The 2,903-nt window shown below is 67.1% G+C and carries 4 protein-coding genes and 1 tRNA gene; 3 read left to right on the top strand and 2 right to left on the bottom strand.

The genetic code is table 11. The annotated features are described in order from the left end of the window. Nucleotides 1-234: 234 nt before the first annotated feature. A tRNA-Ser gene (locus SY1_RS05920) sits at nt 235-324 on the bottom strand. Nucleotides 325-551: 227 nt separating this feature from the next. Between SY1_RS05920 and SY1_RS05915 the strand changes: the two genes are divergently transcribed. Then, entirely contained in the window at nt 552-1,493 is a 942-nt protein-coding gene (locus tag SY1_RS05915) for an ankyrin repeat domain-containing protein (protein ID WP_208873069.1), read from the top strand. A 215-nt stretch (nt 1,494-1,708) separates the two neighbouring features. On the opposite strand, the gene SY1_RS05910 is transcribed toward SY1_RS05915, so the two are convergent. Further along, a complete protein-coding gene (locus SY1_RS05910; RefSeq protein WP_243440717.1) occupies nt 1,709-2,077 on the bottom strand; it encodes an NFACT family protein in 369 nt (122 codons plus the stop codon). Here SY1_RS05910 and SY1_RS12365 point away from each other — a divergent pair. Both SY1_RS12365 and SY1_RS05905 read left to right on the top strand, forming a co-directional pair. Beyond that, entirely contained in the window at nt 2,028-2,294 is a 267-nt protein-coding gene (locus SY1_RS12365; protein ID WP_243440741.1) for a hypothetical protein, read from the top strand. The two genes, SY1_RS05910 and SY1_RS12365, sit on opposite strands and share 50 nt — an antisense overlap. A gap of 220 nt (nt 2,295-2,514) precedes the next feature. Further along, the coding region (locus SY1_RS05905; protein ID WP_208873065.1) for an SH3 domain-containing protein at nt 2,515-2,903 on the top strand (389 nt) is incomplete at its 3' end.

Raw genomic sequence — 2,903 nt, 5'->3', positions numbered from 1 at the left:
GTTGAGCCTGAGAAACAACCCCTCCGGTTCGCTGACGCGAACCACCTCCCCTTTCAGGGGAGGCAATCCACATTAGACGCGAATTGGTATCAGCTGGATTGTCAGAGCAGACGCAACAGAAGTTGAAAAAGGCCTCGTGCATTGACGCGTATCAGAGTGCAAACACAAACAAAAAGCCGGTCGCAGACCGGCCCTTCAACCTTCGATTATTTGAAGACGAGGAAATACGTTAAATGGCGGAGAAGGTGAGATTCGAACTCACGGAACGGCAAGCCGCTCAGTTGATTTCGAGTCAACCGCCTTCGACCACTCGGCCACTTCTCCGCACAAAACTCAATCATTATATCCAAGTTTGGGACGTTGTCAAATTTTGCGGAGCGGGCGGGGTCGGAGTCGATTTTTCCCCGGCGGTCTGCCATAATAGAGCGCAGGGCGGGGTCGGCTGGCCCGTATCCTGCAAGGAGGTAACGAGCTTTCCCGACAAACCTGGAAGTAGTTTACCATCCCTGGTACCACTTCCACATTACTTATTCTACGAGGAGGTGTCGTCTGTGGTGAGGCGGTTCGTGGCGCGGTTCTTCGGCGGCGCGCTGGCGGCTTTCCTGCTCCTTTCTCCGGCGTGTGGCGCGGAGTTGGCTGAACTTTGCGCCTTGGGAGACGTTCAGGCCGTCCGCGGGGCCCTGGAGGCGGGGGAGCGTGCCGCGGGACGCGACGAGCGGGGGCGGAGCCCCCTGTACTGCACCGTCGCGGCCGGGGTGCGCGTGCCGCTCTCCACGCACGTTGAGGTGGCGCGGCTGCTGCTCCTGCACGGCGCGGAGGCGGACGCCGCGGACGAGGAGGGGCGCACGCCCCTCGCCCTCTCGCTGGAGAAGGGCAGCGCCTTCGCCGGGCTCACGGAGCTCCTTCTGGACTTCGGCGCCGACCCCAACGGTCCGGCCGGCGGAGGGACTCCTCTGCACCTGGCGGCGGAGCACGGATCGGCCCGGCAGGTCGAGCTCCTTCTGGAGCGCGGGGCAAACCCCCTGGCCAAAGACGGCGAGGGACGATCCCCTCTGACGTCCGCGCTCCTGGCGGAGGATGGCGGACTGGAGAAGGCGCGCCTCCTGCTGGATGCCGGGGCGGACGTCAACGCGCGGTGCCCCCTCTGGGGGGAGGAGGGGGTCACCCCCCTGATGGCGGCCGCGGCCCTGGCCCCGCCGGAGCTTGTCGCCCTCCTGCTGGACCGGGGCGCCCTGAGGGGGGCTCAGGAGCGCGTCGGGCCTGCGGGCCCTGGAGTTCGCCCGTCTGGTGGGTCGGGAGGCGAACGTCCCGCTCCTGCGCTGAGGCGCCTAGTCCCCCTCCGGCTTCGCCGGCAGCCCTCCCCCGGCGTGGGGCACGGCGCGCAGGGTGCCGGGGTTCGTGTAGGTCACGAGGGCGATGGTTCCCGGAACGGAGCGGACGTGCCGCCGCTCCGTGTAGTCGATGGGGACGGAGCCGGCGTTCCTGCCCTTTGAGTGTGCCGCGGCCAGGGAGGCCGCGAACTCTAGCACGGCCCGGTGCTCGCCCTCGAGAGCCGCGCGGTCGCGGGCGCCCCGGATGATGACGTGGGAGCCGGGCAGTTCATGGGCGTGCATCCAGATGTCCTCCGGCCGTGCCTGCTTGAAGGTGACGTAGCGGTTGCCGCGCGCCGAGAGCCCCACCAGGACGGTCAGCCCCTCGACGGCAAAGCTCAGGAAGGGTGGAGTGCGTTCGCCCCCCTTTCCTTTTTTCCCCTTTTCTTTTTGGCATCCTGCCTTCTGTCCTCCGGGGCCAGCCACTCCTCGATGTCCCGAAGGGCCTCCTCGAAGGCCTCCGGGTCGTCGATGGCCTCCAGGAGGTCGTGCTGCTCCAGGATCTCGCTGATGGCGCTCTCCTGAGCCCGCAGCTCGTCCCGAATGGCGGCGGGGTCGCCCTTGCCCTTGCGATACCTCCTGAAGTACCGTTCGGCGTTGCGCGAGGGCGACAGGCGCGCGTCCAGCGCGATGGTGAGCCGTTCCCCCTCCCACGTCGTGAGGGTCACCTCCCCGGCTCCTGCGGGAACCTCCGCGAGGTGGGCCAGGAGCGCCTCTCCCTTTCGTCGGACGGCGAGTACCGGGGCGCCTACGTCGGCTGGGGGGCTGGCCCTGGGCTTCGCCTTCGCCGGGGCCGCCCTGTGGCTGTGGAACGCACACAAGGACGAATTCTTCGTCGATGGGACGGAGCCACGGGGCGACGACCGAACGCACGTGGAGGCCCCCGGAGAGGCGCAGGCCCCGGACGATCGGGAGGCCCCCTGAAGGGAGACTGACGGCCCGTGAGCGCCAGCAAACGGAAGTCGGAAGGCTCCCCGAAGGGGGGACTGACGGCCCGCGGGCTGAAAGGGGGCGGGAAAGACCACCTCTTTCGGGGTGTTGCCGCAGAGGAAGTTCACGTTGCATAATGGGCGTGCAGGAGGCACGGACACCCCCTGCGAAAGATCACGGTCTGGAGGGATCATGCGATGAACACGAAACGGTTTTGTGCGCCCTGGCAACGGCTCTGCTCCTGGCGGCGGGAGCGGAGGGCGGGGAAGAGTACCCGACGTTCGGAATCTGTACGGGCGAAAACGTCCGGCTGCGGCAGGCCCCGGACACGAGTACGGACTCGAACATCACGGGGCGATTGAACGACCTGGATCGCTTCGTCATCGTCGGGGAAACGGCCGTGGACGGCGCGGTGTGGTACGAGATCGAGCACCCCGAAAAGAAGGGCACGGCCTGGGTGTTCGGCAAGTACGTCGATACATACAAGGGCGACGCCCTGGGGACGCCGGCCTTCGCCATGCATGTCCGGGTCGCCCAGAGCTTCGGCCTCACCCCGGCGCGGGCCCGCGTCATCTTCGGCGCCCCAAAGGGGAAAAAACGAGG

The sequence above is a fragment of the Fretibacterium fastidiosum genome (genome assembly GCF_000210715.1).
GTDB classification, from domain to species: Bacteria; Synergistota; Synergistia; order Synergistales; family Aminobacteriaceae; genus Fretibacterium; species Fretibacterium fastidiosum.
The sequence above is the reverse complement of the archived record's forward strand: the minus strand, read 5'-3'. Positions and strand labels throughout refer to the sequence as shown.